General features: G+C 59.9%; 16 protein-coding genes and 1 tRNA gene. 5 read left to right on the plus strand and 12 right to left on the minus strand.

The annotated features are described in order from the left end of the window. Positions 1-554: 554 nt before the first annotated feature. From J7302_RS11570 to J7302_RS11580, 3 genes are all read right to left on the minus strand, one after another. Positions 555-722 (minus strand): hypothetical protein, encoded by a 168-nt coding sequence (locus J7302_RS11570; RefSeq protein WP_215374114.1) that lies wholly within the window; start codon positions 720-722, stop codon positions 555-557. Positions 723-758: 36 nt separating this feature from the next. Continuing rightward, on the minus strand, positions 759-1,004 hold the full coding sequence (locus tag J7302_RS11575; RefSeq protein WP_215374117.1) for a hypothetical protein: 246 nt from the start codon (positions 1,002-1,004) through the stop codon (positions 759-761). Positions 1,005-1,621: 617 nt separating this feature from the next. Continuing rightward, on the minus strand, positions 1,622-2,206 hold the full coding sequence (locus J7302_RS11580; RefSeq protein ID WP_215374120.1) for a recombinase family protein: 585 nt from the start codon (positions 2,204-2,206) through the stop codon (positions 1,622-1,624). 1,384 nt (positions 2,207-3,590) lie between these two features. Between J7302_RS11580 and J7302_RS11585 the strand changes: the two genes are divergently transcribed. The 4 genes from J7302_RS11585 (at position 3,591) to J7302_RS11600 (ending at position 6,662) form a co-directional block, all read left to right on the plus strand. Further along, a complete protein-coding gene (locus J7302_RS11585; protein WP_215374123.1) occupies positions 3,591-3,782 on the plus strand; it encodes a hypothetical protein in 192 nt (63 codons plus the stop codon). A gap of 466 nt (positions 3,783-4,248) precedes the next feature. Continuing rightward, positions 4,249-4,449 (plus strand): helix-turn-helix domain-containing protein, encoded by a 201-nt coding sequence (locus J7302_RS11590; protein ID WP_215374127.1) that lies wholly within the window; start codon positions 4,249-4,251, stop codon positions 4,447-4,449. A gap of 452 nt (positions 4,450-4,901) precedes the next feature. Beyond that, entirely contained in the window at positions 4,902-5,768 is an 867-nt protein-coding gene (locus tag J7302_RS11595; RefSeq protein WP_215374132.1) for a TIR domain-containing protein, read from the plus strand. Positions 5,769-5,828: 60 nt separating this feature from the next. Further along, positions 5,829-6,662, plus strand: coding sequence for a TIR domain-containing protein (locus J7302_RS11600; RefSeq protein ID WP_215374135.1), 834 nt, complete (start codon positions 5,829-5,831; stop codon positions 6,660-6,662). A 393-nt stretch (positions 6,663-7,055) separates the two neighbouring features. Here the strand turns inward: J7302_RS11600 and J7302_RS26955 are convergent, their stop codons facing one another. The 6 genes from J7302_RS26955 to J7302_RS11625 form a co-directional block, all read right to left on the minus strand. Beyond that, positions 7,056-7,202, minus strand: coding sequence for a copper chaperone (locus J7302_RS26955; RefSeq protein ID WP_349814445.1), 147 nt, complete (start codon positions 7,200-7,202; stop codon positions 7,056-7,058). Continuing rightward, positions 7,144-7,641: a DUF2182 domain-containing protein gene (locus tag J7302_RS11605; protein WP_215374138.1), complete on the minus strand. Its 498-nt coding sequence runs from the start codon at positions 7,639-7,641 to the stop codon at positions 7,144-7,146. The genes J7302_RS26955 and J7302_RS11605 overlap by 59 nt, the downstream gene beginning before the upstream one ends. 276 nt (positions 7,642-7,917) lie before the next feature. Then, complete coding sequence (locus J7302_RS11610; protein WP_215374141.1) at positions 7,918-8,586, minus strand: DUF1326 domain-containing protein; 669 nt, start codon at positions 8,584-8,586, stop codon at positions 7,918-7,920. 37 nt (positions 8,587-8,623) lie between these two features. Continuing rightward, entirely contained in the window at positions 8,624-10,006 is a 1,383-nt protein-coding gene (locus tag J7302_RS11615) for an FAD-binding oxidoreductase (RefSeq protein ID WP_215374144.1), read from the minus strand. 77 nt (positions 10,007-10,083) lie between these two features. Beyond that, entirely contained in the window at positions 10,084-13,290 is a 3,207-nt protein-coding gene (locus J7302_RS11620) for an ATP-binding protein (protein ID WP_215374157.1), read from the minus strand. 800 nt (positions 13,291-14,090) lie between these two features. After that, on the minus strand, positions 14,091-15,107 hold the full coding sequence (locus J7302_RS11625; RefSeq protein WP_215374160.1) for a 1-aminocyclopropane-1-carboxylate deaminase: 1,017 nt from the start codon (positions 15,105-15,107) through the stop codon (positions 14,091-14,093). 625 nt (positions 15,108-15,732) lie between these two features. On the opposite strand from J7302_RS11625, the gene J7302_RS11630 reads away from it, so the two are divergent. Next, complete coding sequence (locus tag J7302_RS11630; protein WP_215374163.1) at positions 15,733-17,895, plus strand: KAP family P-loop NTPase fold protein; 2,163 nt, start codon at positions 15,733-15,735, stop codon at positions 17,893-17,895. Between the two features lie 679 nt (positions 17,896-18,574). On the opposite strand, the gene J7302_RS11635 is transcribed toward J7302_RS11630, so the two are convergent. The 3 genes from J7302_RS11635 to J7302_RS11645 form a co-directional block, all read right to left on the minus strand. Then, positions 18,575-18,651, minus strand: a tRNA-Arg gene (locus J7302_RS11635). A 184-nt stretch (positions 18,652-18,835) separates the two neighbouring features. Further along, positions 18,836-20,236 (minus strand): sodium-dependent transporter, encoded by a 1,401-nt coding sequence (locus J7302_RS11640; protein ID WP_215374167.1) that lies wholly within the window; start codon positions 20,234-20,236, stop codon positions 18,836-18,838. 89 nt (positions 20,237-20,325) lie between these two features. After that, positions 20,326-21,384 (minus strand): Glu/Leu/Phe/Val dehydrogenase dimerization domain-containing protein, encoded by a 1,059-nt coding sequence (locus tag J7302_RS11645; protein ID WP_215374170.1) that lies wholly within the window; start codon positions 21,382-21,384, stop codon positions 20,326-20,328. Positions 21,385-21,477: the final 93 nt, after the last annotated feature.

The following is a 21,477-nucleotide window of genomic DNA, read 5'->3' on the forward strand; positions in this document are numbered from 1 at the left end:
AATGCCATTGTTTTTCCGAAATGGACTTACAGAGCTAAAACTTTTGAATATTAGCGCGATAGGAGAAAATTCGCTCCAAAGATTCGCAAGTCTCCGCGCTCGCCTTGCGCTTGCAATCTGTTGATTGAGCTCTTGTCGATGCCTGCAATGGCCCTTCCCTCGCGACAACTAAAGATCATCCATTCAGCTTGAACTGCAGTTGGACATATCGGCCCGACATCCACTAGGTGACGATCTCATGCTGATCCTCAACTGGTAATGGCTCTCTTTGAGTCGATTAGCGACCGTGTACCGAGACTGATCCATTGCACCCTCTGCAGCTTGCTGAGGGGCGTTTTCCAGGTCGTGAGCACCAGGGCCGGGGCGGCGAGAATCGGCCACAGCGTGACGAGCACGTAGGCAAGGGCAGGCACCAGCGGGGGCGCCGTCGACGGCGTGAAGCTCGGGTCTGGCCGAGTTGCAGGTAGGGCGGGAGCAAGGCGTCCATGGCAGCCCCCTTCGCTAGTGGTGGTGGGGGCGTGAGGGTGGGGCTACAGGTTGGCGCCGCGCGGGTCCTAGAAGCCTTCCAGGGCCTCGGTCAGGCGCTGGTGCAGTTCGCGGCGCTGGGCGCGGGTCAACGGCAGGTTCTCGGCGCCGAGGGCGCGGCGGATTGCCCGCAGCTCGTTGTGCAGGCGGAAGCTGACCAGCATGGTGCCGTCGGGCACGTCGGTGCGGGCGGCCATGGGTGACTCCTTCCCGGTTCGAGGGTGGGGTTGAGGTTAGAGGCAGTCGTTGTCCAGCGCCTGGCGCTGGGCGCGGGCACGCTGGGCGATGCCCTTGCGGGTGCGGCGGATGGTGACCCGTTCGACGATGTGCAGGATGCCGAACAGGGTGGCGAACACCAGGGCGAACGGCCAGACGATGGCCAGGGCGTAGGCCCACAGCACGGCGAAGTCGCCGTGGGGGGCGGCGGCCTGGATCAGGGCGTCGCCGATGTCGGAGAAGAGCTGGAGCAGGGTGTCCATGGGTGGACTCCTTCCCTGGGGCAGGGGGTGGGGGTTGGCGGGGGTTTCGGTGGGGCCGAATGGCCCGTTCATAGCCCGACTTGCTGGGTTTTTCGAGCAAGTACCGGGTGCGGAGGGGTCGCGCGCATGAACCCCCCTTTTCTACCGGGCTACCAAAATTTATTTTTTCGGGGTACTTGACTTCTGGCTTGGGGGTTGAGCTAGAAGTTGGTAGGTGGTAGCGGAGGGGGGTTCATGCGCGCAGACCGTTGGATATGGTAACTGGCTGATTTCCCTCGGGTTTTTTGTTGGTTTTGGAGGGCGGCCGTGTGGGGGAGTGCGCGGAGGTTCGTGTAAATCTATCTAACTAGTTGCACTAGTTCACTAGTTAGATAGATTTTGTGTAAAGTGCTCCGTTCATTATTTTTTACACTCCTACTTATCCACATTTTTGCCTATATAGTCTGGTAATAATTTTTTCTCTTATAAAAAATATTATTAACAAAACATACAGGCATATACGCAGCCACAGACGGGCTGCCGCCGGCCTGCCTGCCAGCGGTTCAAACGGCCCGTTCCTAGTTCGAGTGGGGTGACTTCGGCCTAGCCCTGGCGGACCAGGCCGTCGCGTTCATAGCTCAGGCCGTTGCGGCCTGCTTGTCCCGCTCCTGGGCCTGGATGCGGTAGACGGTGGCGATCCCGATGCCGAGATCGCGGGCGACCTGGGCGCGTTGCGCACCCTGCGCCAACATCAGCAGCACGGCCTCGCGCTTGCTCTCGCTGGTCGGCTTGCGGCCCTTGTACTTGCCCTTGTCCCGCGCCCGCTGAATCCCTTCGCGCTGCCGCTCCAGCATGATCTCGCGCTCGAACTGCGCGACCGCGCCGAAGATATTCAGCATCAGCTTGCCGGCCGGGGTCTCGGTGTCCAGGTCGGGCGACAGAATCTTCACCCGCACCTTTTTCGCGGTGAGCCCGGCGACGATCACCAGCAGGTCCGCCACCGAGCGGGCCAGCCGGTCGATCTTGGTCACCACGAAGGTGTCGCCCTCCCTGCAGTAGTCCAGGGCGGCCTGGAGCCGGGGCCGCTGGGCCACCGAGCTGACCTTCTCGCTGAAGATTTTCTCGCAGCCCACGCGCTCCAGCTCGCGCAGCTGCGCTTCGAGTCCCGCCTCCTGATCGGCGGTCGAGGTACGCGCGTACCCCACAAATTGGCCGGTTGGCATGGTTTCCTCCCACAGGGGTTATAGACGTTGTGATAGTAGCCTATCACAAGCCGAAAACGACTCTATTGGTACAGAGTACCGGACAGACCCCGACCTATCGGCAGGGCCTGCCCCAAAGCGAGTCGGTTACTTGCCGGCGCGGCGCAGCTGCTTGGCGTCGGCCTGGGTAATCCCTCGCTCCTACTGCACCTGGCGGCGACGGAAATGTGGTCGAGCTCATCCCCTTCCTGGGCGGCCACGACCAGTTGGGCATGAAACAGCTGTCCCGCCGAGTGATCTCCCCAATCGTTGCACCAGCCCTATTGGGAGGCTTCCTGGCAGGACAAATTAAAAAAAACCAGTAGGCAATTATCGAAAAACAAAACATGCAACCAGTCACGTAGATTTTATATACGCACCCGCAACGTTTAACCATATTAATCACGACAACTCTATAGATGGCATTGCGATATACAACACAAAAACTAAATATTTTCACACCAAGTACAAACCCAACTAACAAAGCACCCCATCCACAACTTTTACAAATAAGCTTTTACCGCCACCAACGACAAACCTCCTCTTCACCTCTACCTCACTTAAAATCCCATCGGTACTCTGTACAAGCTCATTCTAAAACCCTGAAAAATCCGCAATCAATAACAGAATCCAGCACCATTGCGCCACCACATCGGAACGCTGAATACAGCCACTCTCTTTTTTAAAGTCTTATTCCCCTCTTGCGCGACGAAAAATATATCTGTCAGTCGCACCTGCGATTAAAGTGATGCTGACTTGAAACGGCCGAATAGATACAGGCGGCGGTCGTCGATATGGACTCCTCACCACCCACCGTAGATATATTTTCTCATGGTGTGTGCCCACCTTTTTTTGTAATACAGCCCCAGGCGCAAGGGGTTCTAGAACAGGATGACAAGTTGGCGTCCCGCCACCTCCCCCTCCTCGGCTTTGCCTACACCGTCGAAGAGGCATCGAAGAAGGCACCAAATGGCGTGCAGGTTCTGCTGACACGTCGGCAGCACCTCTTCGCGGCTGTTGCCGCACCCCGAGCCTTATTCCAGCAGTAACGCTGTGCGGTCGGTGAACGTTACGCAACATAGCGTCTCTGCCGTGAATCTGGCCCCCCCAAAACGCTCATGCCCATGAGCCTTGCCGCGCACCAAACAAAGGAAAATGCGAATTATTTAAACACCTCTCACCCAGACTGGTCACCATGACTGGGTCAGCCGCGCGACGCGGTCGCTCAGCACCACTCCGCGCAATAACAAATCCAGTAAATCCGGGGCCTGCAGAGATTTTTTGGGCAGAAAATCAGGGTGTGATCTTTACTTAGATTGAAAGGTGATAGCCAACGTGAGGACTAGCAGCAAAGGGATATAGGCACATGGATATCAAGGACGAAGCCGCTGCAAAACCAACCTGGGCTAATGACGAAATCGTCTGCATGGAGATCGAGGCTGGCACCCTCAACCCCAGCAACCTCCGCAAGACCATCGAGTGGCACGGGACAAAGGAATGCGACTACCGCCTGTTCCGCCCTAAGTTCGACGAATACGGCCAGCGATATCCCAGATAGAACGGTCGTATGGCCTTAGAGCGCATTGCTGACTAGGAACGGCCATTCGATTCTCTGGCTGAATGGCATGACTAAGGAAGCAGATCAACACGACATGTCGTACAACTGCGCGCTGCCTGACAACTCCGAAAACCCCGGGTCTTAATAGCAGTTCTAGGCGGAAGTTCAGAAGCCAATTAGCCCTCCAATCGGATGATTAATTAAAAGTTACCGCTCCAATAAAGAAAGCGGCGCTCAAGTTCGATACCGACTTTATTTTTGCCCCCTCCTAACTACGCGCCCCAGCTTTTTGAGAAACCTCAGGACGCCTAATAAACATAGATAACAACCATTAAACATCCGCAATCGAAATAGCAATTTCCGCAGAAATCTTTGCACAACTAACCCTAGTAACAACTCGCTCTAACTAAGACCAGCCCCTGTAAAAATCACCAATTCATCTTGGGTGTGTTTAGGAGAAAGAAGAATGAGCAAAGCAGATCCCATCACCCCTATCGCCGTGAGCGTTGAGGAAAGCACTCGTTACTCCGGCCATACTCGCTCCGCGACCTATGAAGCCATTTCCAAGGGAGAACTGATTTCGTTCAAATCGGGTAAGCGCCGACTCATCCTGGTCAAGGAATTGGAGGCATGGCTGAACCGCCTCGCAAAGAAAAACGTGCGGTAGACGGCAGCGCTTGACCGAGACCTCACGCGCGGTGTCGCAAATAGCCGGTAGCGGTAAGTGAATTTACGTTCTACCCGAGGTGATATCAGGTAAGCCGGCAAGTCGACCTTGGGGCTCTGGCAGAGTTATTGCCCCCTTCGCTGAGAAGCCGGGGGCTCTGGCAAACTAATTCGGATCCGCGCTTGGCCTGCTTCTGCCGATCGTTACCGGTAGCAGTCGACCCAGTATAGCCGGTGGGAACCGGCAGAAACCGGCCAGAAGCGGACACGCGCTATTTCCGGAATGGTACAGAGCCTGGCACTGAATGCGGACTACGACTTCGAGATGCCGGCGCCGAAGACGCTTGAATTCGTGCTGACGAACAACGGCATCGTGGCTATTGAGCCTTTTGCAGTTTTGCTCCACCCCGCGTAATGGCATGATGGGACATAGCCACATACCAAGGAGTAGCTATGGCTCGGAAGTCACCCCCATCCCCGGTTGTTCAACCAAAGGTTCACTTGACGGCAGATCAGCTGCAGAAAGGAATTGACCGGCTTGAGCAAAGAATCGCGGATCTTGATGCGTTTGATCTCAACACATTGAAGAGTGGGACATCTCCCGAACTCCAAGCTCTAGAGCGCAGTATTGAAGATACGTTGGAGCGCTATTTCGGAGTAAACACTACCGCAGCCAATCGTTATAAAGCGGCGCAGGAGCTGCATTACCATCAGATGGTTTGGGTATCTGGAATGCCAGAGCCCAACTACAAAGCACACACGAAAACAAATATAGAAGCGGCGAAAGCGCTGCTAGGCCAAGCGATAAATGCCTTAAAAGCGGACCTTGAAGACCTTGGACCTAGCCTTCTTGCGCGAGCAACGAAAGCTAGTTCATCAGCGGGCTCCTCTCGAGTTTTTCTCGTCCATGGGCACGATGAAGCTGTCCGTGAAACCGTTGCACGCTTCCTAGAGAAGCTCGGCCTTCAGGTGATCATCCTCCACGAGCAGGCCAATAGTGGGCGCACGATCATTGAGAAAATCGAGCACAATTCTGATGTGGGAATGGCCGTGGTGCTGCTAACGCCCGACGATGTTGGCTGCAAAGCGGGCGGTCAGGTGGAACCTCGCGTGAGGCAGAATGTGCTACTGGAGCTTGGTTACTTTATTGGTGCGCTGGGTCGTGACAAAGTCTGCGCGCTGAGATCTGGAAAAGTGGAAATACCTACCGACTTTGCCGGGGTAGTTTGGACAGAGATGTCCGGCGAGTGGAAAACCGCACTGGCACGCGAGTTGAAACAGGCGGGCTATGCAATCGACTGGAACAAGGTTATGTGCTGAACAATCTCAGCCTAAATCCGTGTTTCCTCATGACACTCTGTAAGATAAAGAGACTCCCCCGTGTCCATAGAATTCCTGGTTAGCACTTTCGACAAGGTAAGCTACCTGCAAAACCTCTTGGTGGCCCGAGCTACGGGCAATGCTGCGGATCCGAATGAGTATCTCCATCTTCGACGTGAACTGCTGAGTGATCCTGTAATGAGCGCAGCACTCCCAGCATTCGTGAGGCAACATGGCTCCCTTGATACTTTTTGGACTTGGATAAAGGGGAAACACCAAACGTACGCCGAGCGGAGAACGTTCCTTTCAGAGCAGTTCACCCCGCTCTTAGACTCGTTGGAATTCCCTCCGCTCTCGCGTCCGACTCCCCCTCCCCAGTTCATACAGCCGAACGGTATTGGCCCCTCAACTGCAGCTCCATTTGAAACTCCGGCGCCAGTTGTTGCCAGGAACAAGCGGAAAGTATTCATCGTTCACGGAAGAGATGATCTCGCGAGAGTTGAGGTCAGTCGGTTTATCGAAAGCCTCGGTCTTGAAGCGATCATACTGCACGAGCAAGCCAACGCAGGCATGACGATCATCGAAAAAATAGAGCGATATACCAACGATGCCGATTTTGCACTTGTCCTCTATACGCCATGCGATCAAGGCCGTGGATACCATGAAGGAAACGCTCGTCCAAAGGACCGCGCTCGACAGAATGTTGTCTTTGAGCATGGCTACCTCATGGCCAAGCTTGGTAGAGAAAATGTCTGCGCTTTGGTGAAAGGCGATATTGAGACGCCGAATGACATTAGCGGAGTGGCCTACGTCCTTCATGACCAACATGGCGCATGGAAGTTGAAAGTAGTTACGGAGCTTAGGGCCTGCGGCTATTCAATCAGCACGTGGTGATTCAGCAACGGTGGACTAGGCAGCTTCCCGCAGTTTTCGAGATCGCGGCTCAGCGCCCCCTCCCACTTGTTCCCCCTACCCGGAAGGATCCGTTAAGCCGTCATATGTGCTTAACACGCCATGCGGACACATGCCGTTTCTCCGTAGTGGCAGCAATCGGCCAAAAGCCGTCCTTCGGCTCGGTCCAAGCACGCACATCCTGAGCGGCTGCTTTCGAGAAAGCGGCCATTCGTCAGCGTTAATGATCTCGTGCTCCATGAACTCAACGAAGTCCTGCGGAAAACCCGCCTTCCTTTCCTCCCAAATCCGACTTCTGCTTTGCGTTTCGCATTAGAGTTAAAACGTAAGCGCCAGGACCCCGGCACTCCAGACGAGCAAAGCTACACCGGTCGCCTAGCCGAGCCAGTGGTCGGCAGGGACAGTCTTTTCGAACAGAACGAGCAGGGCAGCGCCCGCGATCCAGTAGAGGTTCATCACCTCGTCAAAAAATAGGAGCCCGATGTGAAACCAGCAGCAGCCGACGCGGAAAGCGCCGTACAGAAGGCCCGTGCGTAGCGCGCCACGGCCCCCCCCGCCGCCAATGGGTGCTAAGTAATGCAAGCGGTGATCGACAGTGGCGAAGACAGGCATGCTTAATCGGGGTGCGTTGATAGGCGCCCGCGGCGAGCAGTAGGACGCCATCGAAGACCACGCTGGTCCCGACGAGCATCGGTGAAAGGATACCGCTCTGCTCTAGACCACACTGCAGGATCAACGTGACCAGGCTAAAGCCGGCCCAAGCGGCGAGGTAGCCGACCGCGAATATGCTCGTCGCGACATGGGGATGGCCGATTTCGTTCTGCTTGCGATTGACCGTCGCGAATAAAAGGATCATTGGCGCCGCGCTGGACAGCATCATCGCCACCATCATGACCCACCCCATGAGGAACATAAGGACTGCATAGCCGGGTGTCCAGACTGCGGGCGTCATCATCGCCATGCCGACCATGCCACCTTCGGATATGCCCCTGCCATCCCGAGCTCCGACACGCGGGTCATCTCGAGCGCCGACATGCCCATGCCGGCACCGGCCAGCAGATGCGCCCACGACGGCGCGATAACCGCAATAAGCGCGGTAATGACAACCAGGCGATCGCGCCTGATCACTGCCTCAAGTATGGCGTCAAAAGGTACCAAACACTGTTCCCCCGATCCTGTTCGCCGAATTCGGGATAGGACTTTTCTGCGCCACCTCGCCACCGGCCCCTGCCGGACGTCACCTACCAAGCCATGCCGTGAGCCTCGATCTTTCGCGGACCATCCCATCCTGGTTGTAGTGGTGAACACAAAAATGCGCCCATGAATCCTCGAACGCCATCGCCATATCACCGGTCACCGAGGTCGTCCCCTGTCCGATCTCCGCGTAGGTGAACTCGAAACTGCCGCTCGGGCGTGCCAAGGCGATGTGGAACGGCTCACCCGTAAACTCGTTGATGATGGGTCTGCCGCTGCTCCGCATGATGCCTGGTATATCGACCCTGGCGGTTCTGAGTTCCAAGTTCGCCTCGAGATCTATCGGCAGGATCAAGGTCTCGCAAAACTCCGAGCAGGTGGACGCGAACACCGAGAAGTGATTGCTCAATGGCTCGCATGCGCCGCCCGAGATAATGGTTTGCAGTGCCATCCGCTGCGCTGCATCCGCCCGTTCATCGATGATGATCTGACATTTGCCATTTCCCTCCTTGATCTCGCCGGGCCACTTGTACAGCGCTGCCCAGTTCAGCCCCACCAGCGGCGTATCGTTGAAATGGCCTTCGACGATGTTGCCGACGAAGGCCGACTGGCAATAGCCGTGGGTGCTGGGCAAGTTGAACTGGCAACCACAATTCACCGCGCAACTGCAGTTGTCGTAGGTTTCGCTCTTGAACAGCCATTGATCGCGCATGTCGTCGATCCTCCTGACTGGATGAACGCCGTGATGCTCAGCGCCCCTTCGCCGGAACGATGTTCTGGTTGATGTGGAAGAGGTTGTCCGGGTCATAGGTCGCCTTCACTGCCGCGAGCCGCTGATAGTTGGCGCCATAGTTGGCGGGCGCACGCTGATCGTCGTCGCTGGACATGAAGTTGACGTAGCCGCCATCGCCGCCCGAGTGGGGATGAATGGCGGCGTAGTAGTCCTTCACCCACTTGATGTTGGCCTGGTTGTCGGCGGGGTCCGGCCAGACTCCTACAACTACCGGGGCAAAGCTCTTGTCCCGGTGGCCGAAGGCCGTCTCGTCGGCGCCGACCCGTTGCGCCGCACCGTTGATCGGATGCAGATGCATGCTCGAGCTGATATTCGGCGTCTTCTTGCCATGCTCGATGTGAGCCGCGATCGCCGCGTCGCTGAGCTCGGTGATGAAGTCGGCTTTCCAGTAATGCTGCAGGCCCTTCGGGACCAGGCCGTCGAAGGCGCTTTGCAGGGCCGGGAACGGCATGACGCCGACCTGCTCGGCCTTCACCTCGGTAGAAGCGCGTAGTGGCTTGAGGACTCGCTCGGCCTCCTCGTGCGGACCGTTCCAGCAGGTGACCAGTACACAGAACAGATCCCCGACCCGGTCCCTAGGGATAAACGGCAGGTCAGGGGCAATCTGCCAGCCGAAGAAGCAACCGAGCTGTTCGGGCGCATGCGTGATGTATTCGCGGTAGCACTGAAGGACCGCTGCGGCATCCTCGGCATCGTAGAACAGCGGGCCGCCGACGATGTCACCGACCTCGTGGAGCTGAAACTCGAAGCTGGTGACGACACCGAAATTGCCGCCGCCGCCGCGCAGCGCCCAGAACAGATCTTCGTTCTGGTAATCGTTTGCGCTGACCTGCCGGCCATCGGCGAGAACGACATCGACCGCCAGCAGGTTATCGATGGAGAGCCCGACGCCGCGGGTCAGGTAGCCGATGCCGCCGCCCAGCGTCAGGCCACCCACCCCAGTCGTCGAGATGATCCCGCCGGGCGCCGCCAGGCCGAACGGGTAGGTCGCATGGTCGACATCGCCCCAGGTCGCGCCGCCCCCAACCCGGGCGATCTTCTTGAGCGGGTCGACCCTCACGTAGTTCATCCGCGACAGGTCGATGACCAGACCGTCGTCCACCGTGCCGAATCCGGGAACGCTGTGGCCGCCACCACGAATCGCCAGGTCAAGGCCGGCGTCGCGGCCAGCCGCGACCACGGCCATCACGTCGGCCGAATCCACGCAGCGGATGACGGCGTGGGGTTTGCGGTCGTGCATGGCGTTGTACACGGCGCGCGCGTCGTCGTAGTCAGAATCCGAGGGGGTGATCACCCGCCCCCGTACCTTTTCGGTCAGTGCCTTGATTATGTCGCTCATGGGGTGTTCCTCCGCTTCGGGTGTTCCTCTGCTTCGCCTTGAGATTGCGCCCTCAAGCGTTCCCGAAGCGTTCCCTCTCAAGCGGATTCGCTCAGAAAGCCGCTGGCGGCCCGGAACGCCGGGAGATCATGGCCCGACGGAATGGTCTCGAGGAGGTTCCCTAATTGCTCACACATCGTCTGATCGGGAAAACGCCTGGCCAAGGCGTGCAGCGCCCGCAGCTCCAACCAGCCCGTCCCTTGAGCGCGGGCGATTTCGACGGCACCGCGCAGGGTAGCGGCGGCGGCTTCGGTTTCCCCGGTGCGATAGGCCAGCTCACCCTCGACTCGCCACAGCTCGGCCTCGAGGTAGCGCTGGTTGCAGCGCTGTGTCCACGACAGCCCCTCGCGGGTGGCGGCGCGTCCGTCGCGGATCTCGCCGAGCATGCCGCGGGCCCGGGCGAGCAGCAGGAGGGTGTAGCTCAGATGAAGGGTCTCCCCTTCGCTACGCGAGCGCGCCACCGACCGCAGGATCTTCTCGATGCCCCCGGCCGATCCCCCGCACACCTCCAGCCAGCCGCGCAGCGCCTCCAGGACGACCATCAGGTAGCGGTCCGAGAAGCGCTGCCAGAGCCGCTCGGCGTCCGTGAGGAGCTCGGCGAGGCGGGCGAGATCTTCGGCTTCGGCCGCGAGGATCGCCGCGTAGGTGATGACGTACGCCAGGGTCATCGGGTGATCGAGTTCGACGGCGATCCCAAGCGCAGTTCGGGCAGTCGCGTCGGCCCGGCCGGCATCTCCGGCCCACAGTTCGACGAGCGCCAGCCGTACCAGGCAAACCGCCTTCGGGTCCTGGGCGTACAAGGCCAGATGCTGGTCGCGATGGGATGCGTCATAGGCTTGGATGGCGCCATCGAGATGGTGACGGGCTTCGGCCAGATCGCCCCGCCAGAACGCGCTCACGCCGAGCAGATAGCGGCCCTCGGTCCTGGCGACCGGATCCTGGCTCTGATGCTCGAGCAAGGCCCGCGCTAGTTCGTCGCAATCCTCGAAGCGGCAGCCCTGCAGCCGGGCAAGGCCGAGACCCCGGAGGATCGGCGGCGCCACGGGGCGGTGCAGCCTGCGGCACAGTGCCAGGGCTCGCTCGTAGAGTTGGTGCGCAGCCCTGGAGCCGTAACCCTCGAGGGCAACCAGCGGGGATCCGAGGGCGATGCGGATGTCGAGTTCGAGTGCATCGCGGTCGGTCGCCGGTGGCAGCTCGGCGAGCAGGGCGAGCGCGCGCTGGAACAGGCTGACCGCTTCTGCGAGGGCCGACACGGCCACCGCTCGCCCCCCGGCCACGCGGTAGGCGGCGATGGCCGGTTCGAGCAGGCCGGCCTGGTCGTAGTGGGCGGCCAGCTGCGGGCTGGCTGCGTCGAGGTCGCCGTGGCGCTCGAGCGCGATCGCCTCGGCGACGGCCCGGTGGAGCTGGCGTCGACGAGCCGGGCTGAGCAGCTCCAGGGCTACCGCCCGCAGCTTGTCGTGACTGAAATCGTAGCTGAGCCCCTGATCGCGGATGATCCGTCGACGCCAGAGTTCGTCGACCTGATCGATGAGCGCGTGCTTATCGATCCCGCTGGCCGAGACCAGCAGATCGACCGAGAAGGGTCGACCGATGACGGCCGCGACTTCGGCCAGTCGCCGCGCGCCGTCGGTGAGCTGCTCCAGGCGGGTGCGCAGCACCGCCCGCATCGTCGGGGTGAGCACTGCCTGACTGCCAGCGGCGGAGATCCCGGCGCGAAGCGCCTCGATGACGAAGAGTGGATTGCCTTCGGTCTCGCTCCAGAGGCGTGCCGCCAGCTGCGGCTCGATCCTGTCCACGGCGCGTAGCCGAGCAGCGAGCATCGCAGTGGTGGCTTGGTCGAGTCGCTCGAGTGGCACGCTGGTCACTGCCTGGTCGTGGCCCAGGGCGTCGACCAGTGCAACCAGGAGATGATGCTCTGGGATCTCCTCCCAGCGGACGGTACCGACGATGAGGATAGGGGCAGTCGGTCCGCAACGGACAACGAAACCGAGCAACTCGATGGTCTCGGCGTCACACCACTGCAGATCGTCGATGATCAGCAAGCGCGGGCGATCGCCGGCGACCATGGCTCGGCTCACCGCCTCGAACAACCGATGGCGCTGCGCCGGGTCGCCCGACTGGCTTGGTTCGGAGGGCAGGGAAAGGTCGCGCAGTTCGGGCAGCAGACGAGCGAGCTCGGCCCTCCAGACCGGGTCAAGGGTGTCAATGTCGCTTCTGATAGCGGCCGAGCGAAGCAGGTCCACGACCGGTCCCCACGGCAGTCGGCCCGCAGCCGCGTAGGCGCGCGCCGATGCCACCAGGTGTCCCTCGGCTCGAACGCGGCGGCCGAGTTCCAGCGCCAGACGCGACTTGCCGATCCCCGGTTCCCCGGTCAGCAACAACAGATGTGCCCGACCCGCCCGTGCGGCCTTCCAGGCCTCGTTGAGCTGGCTCCATTCGAGTTCGCGGCCGACGAAAGGCGATTCGCCGACTGCTGACAGCTCCTTGCCTTGCGCCTGGTCGCGCTCGAAAGTACCGGTGCGGAGCCGTTGGACCATGGCCCCGATCGCCGCGCCCGGGGCCACCGCGAGGTCACGCTCAAGCACCTGCGCGTAGCGGTGGTAGGCGCGCAGCGCAGTGGTCCTATCGCCCAGCGCGAGATGCGCTTGCATCTGGATGCGCACGGCTGTTTCGTCGGTCGGCTCCAGGTCGATGATGCGTTGGGCATGCCTGAGCGTGGCTCGGTGGTCGCCGTGCCCCGCAGCCTCTTCTGCCAGCTGCACGAGGACTCCATAGGCTTGCGCTCGAAGTTTCGCTCGCGCATCCAGGACCCAGTCGTCATAACAAGCCGGTAGGAGATCGCCCGCATAGAGGCGCGCGGCGAGCTCGAAATCACCGGCGGCCATGGCATCCTGGAACCTGAGCACGTCGACTTCGCTCGGCCCGGGCACAATCCAGCGCACAATTTCGTGGTCGATCTCGACGAACTCACCGATATCGGGCAGGGCATGACGCAAATCGTGGAGCAGCTTTCTAAGGTTGGTGCGCGCCTGCACTTCGTCGGAGTCGGGCCAGAGTTCGAACGCCAGTCTGGAGCGCTGCTGCGGGTCCGCCCCTAACGCGATCATCCCGAGGAACCGTTGCAGACGAAGCGAGTCGAAGGCGCGAAGACGCCGGCCGTCCAGGATGATCTCGACTGCACCCAGAAGTCGGACCTGTAACCGCGTCGGCCGTTGGCCACCGATCCCGCTCGTGTCACTCGGCATAGGGCTGCCCTCGTGCCCTGGTTGCGGTCCAGCTCTCACAGGCCGCCGTCTCTCCCGCCTATGTCGATAACAAGCCGATCGGCAGCTTGGTAGGTGTCAACTCGGAGCTACCGGGCCAAAACCGCAGGATTCTGTTGCGATGTTCAGACCCCACCTGGCTACAATTTTATTGTAGGTCCGTTCCCACGATCGTTGCCGGGTCGGGCCAAGGACCCAGCCTGTCGAGTTGGCGGCGGCAATCCACCGATCGACAGAGCGCCGATGCTGGTCCAGCCGCTGACGGTCCGCGTCCCGACAGACAACCCCATGTTGATGTTGTGCAATCGTCCACAACTCTTCGATGTGTCTCACGGGCGAGTACGACGCACTTATCGCCAGCGCCGAGGTGAGCCAAGAACCCGCCGGCCCTGCGCCTTGACAATATGCTTTCGCTTTATCTCCCTCGGTTCCCCCCCCGATGGCCTCCACAAGTGTGCTATTAAGCAGATTCAGCGAGTTCAGGCCATCAGATGGCCCACGACCGGCCGAAACCTCATCGGACCAGAGTGGATTACACGGTTTCTGAACGTCAGCTCTTCCCGAAAGCTGCCGTTCAGCCGAGTACCAGGCAAGCAAACGCGAATGTCATCTTTGGGCCGACTGCTGCCGGCCGCGACAGACCGAAGTCGGCCCACAGTAGCCACTAAGCAGCGTCAATCAACACAGGGACGATACCCTCAAAGCCGTACCACGCATGGCTTTGAGGGGGAAGTGCGGTACTTTCGTCACCTGCACTGCATCGTTTTCGCTAGACAGCCTTCTCAGCCATTGCGGAACAGGAAGCTGTAGGCGTTCAGTGCGGGCACCCCCCCCAGATGCGCGTAAAGCACCCTGGAACCTTCGGGGAATTCACCCCGACGGACCATCTCGATCATCCCGTGCATGGATTTTCCCTCGTATACCGGGTCTGTCAGCACACCCTCGAGGCACCCACAGATCCGGATTGCTTCCAACGTGCCTTCGTTGGGCAGACCGTATTCCGGGTAGGCGAAGCGAGTATCAAGGACCACATCCTCTTCCGTGATCTCACGCCCCAACTCGACCAGTTCAGCGGTGTGCCGGGCTATGCGCAGAATCTGCGCCCTGGTCTTCTCCGGCGTGGCCGACGCATCTATGCCGATAACGCGCTGCGAGCGGTTGTCCACTGCGAAGCCGACCACCATGCCGGCCTGGGTACTGCCAGTCACCGAACAGACCACTATGTAGTCGAACTTGAAGCCAAGTTCCGCTTCCTGCTGCCGCACTTCCTCGGCGAAGCCAACGTATCCAAGGCCACCGTAGGGATGCTCTGAACAACCCGCAGGAATTGGAAACGGCTTGCCACCATGCTCGGTCACATCGGCCAAGGCCTTCTCCCAACTGGGGCGGATACCGATGTCGAAACCTGCCGCATCCAGTCTTACGTCAGCTCCCATGATGCGCGACATCTCGATATTGCCCACCCGGTCATAGACGGCATCCGAATAGTTCACCCAGTTTTCCTGTACTAGCACACACTTCATGCCCAGGTGGGCGGCGACGGCAGCTACCTGGCGGGTATGGTTCGACTGGATACCGCCGATGGAAACCAGAGTGTCGCATCCCTGGTCGAGGGCTTCGGGAACCAGATATTCAAGCTTGCGCGTCTTGTTCCCACCAAAGGCCAGGCCACTGTTGCAGTCATCACGCTTGGCATACAGCTCCACCTTGCCGCCCAGGTGAGCGCTGAGGCGTTTCAGCGGCGTGATGGGAGAAGGACCGAAGGTCAGCGGGTAACGCTTGAAGCGACTCAGGTTCATGGCTGTGCTCCTTCCTATTGGGATATCCACTCGCCCAAACCGAAATTGGAGGACTGCTTCGAACCGTTTTCAGAAGGGCTTCGAATAATTCAATGGTAAGGACAAACCGAGAAACATTGGCCAGGACTGACAGGCGGCGATGATGAAGCCCGATTCCTGCAGGCCAGTACGAAAAGGGGACAGATTTATTTTCCCTGCTCTAATCGTCCGCTTCTGGCCGATTGCTGCCTCTTTCGAGGGGCTGCTTTCGGCCGATTGTGTTGAAAAAGTCGGTGCCTTCCCGCTTCGCCTGCGAAGAGCCTCAGAAACGCCAAATTTGGGCGTCGCTGCGCGAAATCTGGAGCAGTGCAAGGGCCGAGTTGACTGAGATTTCAGCGTCAGGCACGTACTTTCGTTGCCTGAGATCAAAGCGGGACTTTTTCAACAGAATCGAACCAAAGTTGCCGCTTGTGCATAGCATGGCGATCGTCTCAATTGCAGCGAGTCCAGTCGGTCGCGGTCGCCGCACAAATCACGGCATCAGTTCTTTTCCAGTCATTGAGGCATCCATGCGGCATGGCGCCAAATGCCAGCAATGTCACTGCTAACATAGGCAATCGCCCGACCTACGTACTGAGATGCGACCATGACCGAGCACTTGCATTACAACGACCAACCGATCGAAAACCCAAACGAGGATCGCTTCGGAGTCGACCCTTTTGCACGTGCCCTCGCCGCGAGCGTTCGCAAGATGCAGTCGCCCCTCGGAGCTGTGATCGGTCTCAATGGTCCGTGGGGGTCTGGCAAAAGCAGCGCAGTCAATCTTTGCAAGCACCATCTGACCGAAGCAGTCCAGGCGAATGAGCTTGTCATCATCGACTTTGCCTGCTGGTGGTTTAGAGGTGAGGATGCTCTTGCACTAGCCTTCTTTCGAGAGCTGTATGCCGGTATAGGCCCGAGCCTCGGCGACAAGGTCAAGAAGAAGCTGCCAAAGCTCGGGGCACGCATGCTTCGGGCCGGTGCGCTAGTCGGGAAGGTAGCAGAAGCCGCGGGCGCGGTGGTCGCCGGGGGCATCGCCGAAAAGGGTATGGAGTGGCTCGCGGGACTGATTGAGCAAGACGAAAGCGTCGAGGCGCTTCACGCCCAGCTGTCGAAGGCCTTGCGCGAACAGAAGAAGCGCTTCCTTATCGTCATAGATGACATCGACCGGCTCTCACCTGACGAAGCATTACTGATCTTCCGGCTGGTCAAGTCCGTTGGGCGTTTGCCGAACGTCATGTACTTGCTGGTTTATGACCGCCCGCTTGCCGAGAGGATTGTCAGCGAACGCTACCCTTCGGAAGGTCCGCACTACCTAGAAAAGATCGTGCAGGCTGCATTCGAGCTACCCGATCCGTCGGCGCTCGATGTTCAGCGACATCTGCTGTCGTTAATCGAATCGATCTGCGGCGCACCCGCGGACGCGGACATGGTCCGCTTCATGAACATCTTCTACGAAGGAATCTCGCCGGCGATGCGAACGCCGCGGGATGTTACACGCTTCACCAACTCACTGAGCGTGTCATGGCCGGCCGTATCCGGCGAGGTGGACCGCGCCGATTTCCTCGCGCTGGAGATGCTCCGGCTTTTGCATCCCACGATCTATCGCACCATCCGCCAAAACAAGGACCAACTAAGCGGCAGCAGGCGCAGAGAAGAACGAGATCGCGGAACAGCAGCGCAGCATTTCAACGAGCTGCTCTTCGGGGCCACGCCACCGCCAGAGCACGACAGAACGCGGCGCCTGCTGATGCGGCTGTTTCCAGCACTGGAGTCCGCCTGGGCCAACATGGGCTACGGTGAAGGGTTCGCAAGGCAATGGGCTATGGAACGCCGTGTGTGTTCACCCGACCATTTCGACTCCTACTTCCGCTTCGCGATCGGCGACGAGGTGCTCACGAGCGCCGAACTGGAAGCGTTTCTGGCCCGCGCGGATGACGTCGAGTATGTGAAGGCAACACTGCGCCACGCCCTAACCGTGGCTCGCCGGTCGGGCGGCACCAAGGCAGCCGTCTGGATCAGCGAGTTGACAACTCATGCCGAACGCGTGAATCGCGACAAGGTTCAGCCACTCCTGACGGCACTGTTCGAAATCGCGGACGAGCTCAACGTTGAAGCTGATGTCGCGAAGGGTTTCAGCATGGGTAGCAATGCGCTTCACCTGCGCTGGCTGCTGCGGGCGCTAACAAAGGAGCGTATGTCACTCGACGAACGCTCTGCGACCTTCCGGCAGGCATGCAACACGGCCTCCCTTGGCTGGCTTGCCGACTTCACCAGGTCGGCCTGGACGGACTATCACCCAAGGGAAGGCAAGGAGCGCCAGCCTCCTGAAAAATGTCTGACCACGGAAGCAGACGCAAAGGAACTTCGTAGCCTGCTGCGTTCACGGATCGAAGTCGCAGCAGCGGACGGTACCCTGCTCGCACACCGGGATTTGACCTTTCTTTTGCATTGGTGGGGGCGCTTGGCTAACGACGATGGTGCCGCAGCCCGAGCATGGACATCTGTAGCCTTCGCCACCGATGACGGCGTCCGGCAACTCGCCAAGGCCTTCACCTCATATGCCTGGACCCAGGAAATGGGCTTCGTAGGGATGGGCGACGTAGTCGCAAAACGCGAGACACGAGTCAACCCCGAAAGCATGGCGCAATTAATGGACCTGGATGCGTTCCGGCCGCGGGTCAAGGCTGTTGCTGCCGTGGGCACGAACCCAGAAGTCCAGGAATTCCTAGAAGCTTGGCAGCGCGCCGATCAGGACGAGGATGACTAGACTGGCATCCAGTTCATTAAGCGACTGGTCCTCTGAATGCGCTGCTCGTCATCGACCGCCTCGTGAGCAATGCCAGCCCTGCGAGACTGGATGCGTCGGACATCACGCAAGCCACAACTCTGTGCAACCAAGTGGACATGGGGCGGCACCAACGTTTCTCTGGGGCGAGACACCGCCAGGGCGGCACGCGAGCAATCCCAGCCGCTTGAACCAGATGGGTGACTGGCACGACACGGTCGTCGCCAACCGCGAGGAAACGGGTACGAGCGGTTCAGCCAATCGGCTTGGGCGAGTGGATCATCTCGCTGGCGAAAGCGGGACGAGTGCGCTTTGGATCTTGACGCTAGGCCGGCTAATGGGTGTCCCCTTTTCCGGAGGAGTTAAAAGGGCTCCATGACGAGGTGTTTGCCGAGCAGCCGGCGGCAACATTCACCGTTGATGAAATTGGCCTTTCCGATGAGCAGGTAGAAGCGGTCAGGCAAGCTTTCGAAGCTGCCATGGATCTGTATCAGTCTATTGGGCGAGAGGAAATCTTCACCGCTCTCGGAGGAACATTTGCGGCTACTGATCGACAAATATCGCTAGCCAACTCAGGGCAAGTGCCGCAATTTTTGCTGGTACCGTGCTGGTAAGGGATCAGGGTGTTGTTACGGTATCGGCCTAGAAGCCGCAGAATATATGGCGTCCCAGAGTGGGTTCGAACCACCAACCTTCCCCTTAGGAGGGGGATGCTCTATCCAATTGAGCTACTGGGACGCGGCGGGCTCGCGAGGGCTAAGCGAGATCCGAGGGACGGGCGGCATGTTAGCGACGTTCGACAGATTTGTCAGCCGCTACAGCGTAGCCAGTCACTGGTTTTGGAGCCCCAGCAAAGCGCCAGCCACCAAGGTCACCAGGACCACCAGGGCCAGGCTCGATCCTGCGCCTGGCCGAGCGGTTATTACAGCAGTTCCAGGCTGCGCAGGAAGACGATCGCTATTCCCAGAGGAGTGGCGAAACGTACGATCAGCCACCACAGCCTGAACAGGCCTGTGCTGCCAACTCCAAGCCCCTCTCTGACGGTTGCCTGTCGCAGCGACCAACCGCAGAAGAGCACAGTAAGCAGTCCACCGATGGGCATCATCAGGTTGGCAGTCAAGTAGTCCAGGGCATCGAAGAAGTTCTTGCCAAAAACGGTGAACTCAGCCCAGTGGTTGAACGAAAACACCGAGCCCAGGCCTAGTATCCAAAGGGCGACACCGCTGAGTAGGACTGCCTTGAGCCGGCTGAGGCCAAACCGCTCGGTAAGCCAGGCGATGGTAGGTTCACTCAGGGAGATCGCCGAAGTCAGTGCGGCGATTGCCAGCATGACGAAGAACAAGGCCCCCACCAGCGCCCCCAGCGGCATCTGCCCGAAGGCGATGGGCAAGGTCACGAAGATCAGCCCCGGGCCGGAACCTGGCTCCAGTCCGTTGGCAAAAACCAGCGGAAATATTGCCAGCCCCGCCAGCAATGCCACCGCAGTGTCGGCCACCGCAACCATGATGGAGGTCTTGGCGATGGAGGTTCCTGCTGGCAAATAGGAGCCATAGACCATCATGGCGCCGCTGGCCAGGCTGAGGGTGAAGAACGAATGGCCTAGGGCCACCAGCACGCTCTGCCCGGTCAGCTTGCTGAAGTCGACATCGAACAGGAAGTGCACGGCAGCAGCGAAATGTCCGGTAGTAGCTGCATAGCCGACCAGCACCAGCAGCAGTATGAACAGGCCGGGCATGAGGAAGCGCAGCGACCGTTCCAGCCCCTTGTGCACACCGAACGCGACGATGAGCAAGGTTGCCAGCAGCACCAAGGTGCCATAGGCAATCAACTTGAGCGGATCGGCCAGCAGTGCCCCGAACAGCGCAGAACTGCTTTCGCCGGTCAGCCCGGCGAATCTGCCGAGCAGCGCATCCGGCACATAGGCCACGGCCCATCCGGCGATCAGGGTATAGAAGCTCAGGATCAGGAAGCCGGTCAACACCGCCATAGTCCCAAGAGCCCTCCAGTGGCGGCTGGCACCGGCCTGCGCAGCGACCACGCCGATGGCGCCCTCGGGATTGGCGCGGCCACGGCGACCGATCATCACTTCCAGCATCAGCAGGGGAATGCCGATAACCAGGATGCAGGCCAGGTAAACCATGACGAAGGCGCCGCCTCCGTTTTCGCCGGTGATATAGGGGAATTTCCAGATGTTTCCCAAGCCCACGGCCGAGCCGGTGGCGGCCAGGAAGAATACCCAGCGCGACGACCATTGACCGCGCGCACCGGTGCTGATTTGGGCATCACCGGCAAGGCTGCCGGCGGCAATGCTTTCTTGAGTCATGAGGCATACCGTCTTGTTGTTGTATTGATTGGTACGAGCTATCCATCACCTGCCCCGCCCTCAGGGCGGGAGCAGTAATTCCTCCGAATTCAGTTCGCGAGGCCGAAGCGCTCCTCGGCCAGGCGGTCGGCGACAGCCGTGGTGGTTCGTCCTTCCTGGTCAGCGCGAACGAAGATCTGGCGCAACGTCTCGCCAATGCCTTCAACATGAGCCTTCAAGGCTTCAGCGCTGCCATTGCTGCGCTCGTACCAGACGTCGATGATGCCGCCGGCGTTGATGGCGTAGTCCGGTGCATAGAGGCAGTCGCGACGGCGTAGGTCTTCAGCCAGGCCTGCATCGGCCAGTTGGTTATTGGCGGCGCCGGCGATGATGGGGGCGCGCAGTGCCTCGAGGGTTTGCAGGTTGATGATGCCGCCCATCGCACACGGGGCGAATACATCGACCCCCAGGCCGTAGATGTCGTTCTGCCCGACCACCTGGGCACCCAGTTGCTCGGCGGCACGGCGGGCGTTGGCCTCATGGATGTCGCAGACCCAGAGTTGGGCGCCGGCTTCCTTCAGGTGCCGGGCAAGGCTGAAACCGACTTGGCCGACGCCCTGGATCGCAACCTTGAGGCCTTTGAGGTCATCACGTCCCAGACGGTGTTTGGCCGCCACTTGGATGCCGACGAATACGCCATAGGCAGTGGACGGCGAAGGGTCGCCGTCGCGGGTGCCGCCCCCCAGGGCTTCACGAGTACCAGCGCCCGCCACATGGCGGCTGCGCTCGGCCATGATCCGCATTTCGGTAACGCCGGTACCGGAGTCGGCGGCGGTGATGTAGCGGCCCCCCAGGCTGTCGACGAAATCGCCCATGGCCTGAAACAACGCCTCGCTCTTGCCGGTGTGCGGATCGCCGATGATCACGGCCTTGCCACCGCCCAGCGGCAGATTGGCCAGGGCTGATTTGTAGGTCATGCCGCGGGACAGACGCAGCACATCGCGCAGTGCCTGCTCGTCGTTGGCATAGGGCCACATGCGGCAGCCCCCGAGGGCCGGACCGAGGTTGCTGTTGTGGATCGCGATGATCGCCTTGAGGCCGGAAGCCTTGTCGTGGCCGAAAACTACTTGTTCGTGATGATCGAATTCGACGTGGGTAAAAACGGACATGGGAGTTCCTCGGATTTGTTGTTACTTACGGAGGGGAAATAAGTTTCCTTCTCCCGCAGGGAGAAGGTGACCCGAAGCGATGGATGAGAGATG

It is taken from the genome of Metapseudomonas boanensis (assembly GCF_018704125.1).
GTDB lineage: Bacteria > Pseudomonadota > Gammaproteobacteria > Pseudomonadales > Pseudomonadaceae > Metapseudomonas > Metapseudomonas boanensis.

Bases quoted from the DNA above. Each gene is read 5' to 3' on its own strand.
- J7302_RS11595 (WP_215374132.1), top strand. From the start codon at position 4,902: ATGGCTCGGAAGTCACCCCCATCCCCGGTTGTTCAACCAAAGGTTCAC.
- J7302_RS11615 (WP_215374144.1), bottom strand. From the start codon at position 10,006: ATGAGCGACATAATCAAGGCACTGACCGAAAAGGTACGGGGGCGGGTG.
- J7302_RS11620 (WP_215374157.1), bottom strand. From the start codon at position 13,290: ATGCCGAGTGACACGAGCGGGATCGGTGGCCAACGGCCGACGCGGTTA.
- J7302_RS11630 (WP_215374163.1), top strand. From the start codon at position 15,733: ATGACCGAGCACTTGCATTACAACGACCAACCGATCGAAAACCCAAAC.
- J7302_RS11605 (WP_215374138.1), bottom strand. From the start codon at position 7,641: ATGGCGATGATGACGCCCGCAGTCTGGACACCCGGCTATGCAGTCCTT.
- J7302_RS11640 (WP_215374167.1), bottom strand. From the start codon at position 20,236: ATGACTCAAGAAAGCATTGCCGCCGGCAGCCTTGCCGGTGATGCCCAA.
- J7302_RS11590 (WP_215374127.1), top strand. From the start codon at position 4,249: ATGAGCAAAGCAGATCCCATCACCCCTATCGCCGTGAGCGTTGAGGAA.
- J7302_RS11610 (WP_215374141.1), bottom strand. From the start codon at position 8,586: ATGCGCGATCAATGGCTGTTCAAGAGCGAAACCTACGACAACTGCAGT.
- J7302_RS11585 (WP_215374123.1), top strand. From the start codon at position 3,591: ATGGATATCAAGGACGAAGCCGCTGCAAAACCAACCTGGGCTAATGAC.
- J7302_RS11570 (WP_215374114.1), bottom strand. From the start codon at position 722: ATGGCCGCCCGCACCGACGTGCCCGACGGCACCATGCTGGTCAGCTTC.
- J7302_RS11645 (WP_215374170.1), bottom strand. From the start codon at position 21,384: ATGTCCGTTTTTACCCACGTCGAATTCGATCATCACGAACAAGTAGTT.
- J7302_RS11625 (WP_215374160.1), bottom strand. From the start codon at position 15,107: ATGAACCTGAGTCGCTTCAAGCGTTACCCGCTGACCTTCGGTCCTTCT.
- J7302_RS11575 (WP_215374117.1), bottom strand. From the start codon at position 1,004: ATGGACACCCTGCTCCAGCTCTTCTCCGACATCGGCGACGCCCTGATC.
- J7302_RS11580 (WP_215374120.1), bottom strand. From the start codon at position 2,206: ATGCCAACCGGCCAATTTGTGGGGTACGCGCGTACCTCGACCGCCGAT.